Raw genomic sequence first — 1084 nt, 5'->3', positions numbered from 1 at the left:
ATGTGGCAACTCCTCCAAGCTTTCTGGGGAAAGATCGCCGGCCAAGCTCCCCCCGTACCCCCTGGCAAGGCCCCCCAAACCCCCCCTGGCGAGATGCCGCTGCAGCCACCTTCTCCCCGCCCAGCAGAAGCCTCTCAGCCCACGCCGGAACCTTCCACTCCAGCAGTAGCTGGGCAAGGTGGGGAAGCAGCAGTGTTGATCTCTTCTCAGGAGCAATCCCCGGACTCTAATGCAGTGGAATTTCCCCTGGGCACCTCTACGGCCAAAAGCATCGGCAGCTTCTGGGCCATGGCCGATACGGGATCCCGGATTTCCCGCATTGCTTCCGCCACCGACAGTGGCCGTGCGATCAGTGCCATTGCAACTGCCAGACTGCGCCAGCCGGAATAGAAGCTGGGATCCCTTTGGGGAAAGCAGTGTCTGCCCGGCTGTGACCTGTCTGGGCTCAAGGCAAGGTTCAAGAGTGCCCCGCCTTTTTGTCCGCTCCAGAGCCTGGGTTTTCAAAATGGAGCTCAACAACACCATCGTTGCAAACATGTGAAGACATTTTCCAAGCGTCAGGAGTTGCTGGATATGCTGGAGACCCTCTTCAACGCGGCCAATTGGTTTGCTTTGCCTTTTTGGGCTTTGATGATCCTGCTGCCGGGCTGGAAAGTGACCCGTAGGGTGATGGAGTCGCTTTTGCCCATTGCCCTTTTGGCAACAGTTTATCTCTATCTTCTGGTTACCGGATTTAACGCCAATGCTCTCCAGGAGTTTTCCAATCCTCAGCTATCTCTGAACAGCCTGACTTCTCTATTCAGCCAGCCCTCGGTCATGGCGACGGGATGGGTTCACTACATTGTGATGGATCTATTTGTGGGCCGCTGGATCTTCTTGGAAGGCTGGGAAAAGCGAGTTTGGACAACTCACTCTCTGCTTTTGTGCTTGTTTGCTGGGCCGGTGGGTTTGCTCTCCCATCTGCTCACAGTGACCGTGGTGCAAGGGATCCGAAAGGGCCGGCCTGGGGTTGTTGGCTCGGATCAAAGCGCAGAAGTGCCGCAAGAATCCTCTTAACTCTTGCCTAATGCCTCTGAGCACCTGG

1 protein-coding gene and 1 pseudogene are annotated in these 1084 nt (G+C 56.5%); both read left to right on the top strand.

The genetic code is table 11. The annotated features are described in order from the left end of the window. A pseudogene (locus NW853_RS08605) lies at window positions 1-390 on the top strand (hypothetical protein); the annotation flags it as partial. Window positions 391-573: 183 nt separating this feature from the next. Next, window positions 574-1056: an ABA4-like family protein gene (locus NW853_RS08600; RefSeq protein WP_414332457.1), complete on the top strand. Its 483-nt coding sequence runs from the start codon at window positions 574-576 to the stop codon at window positions 1054-1056. Window positions 1057-1084 lie beyond the last annotated feature (28 nt).

This window comes from Synechococcus sp. H55.11, assembly GCF_047462475.1.
GTDB lineage: Bacteria > Cyanobacteriota > Cyanobacteriia > Thermostichales > Thermostichaceae > Thermostichus.
The sequence above is the reverse complement of the archived record's forward strand: the minus strand, read 5'-3'. Positions and strand labels throughout refer to the sequence as shown.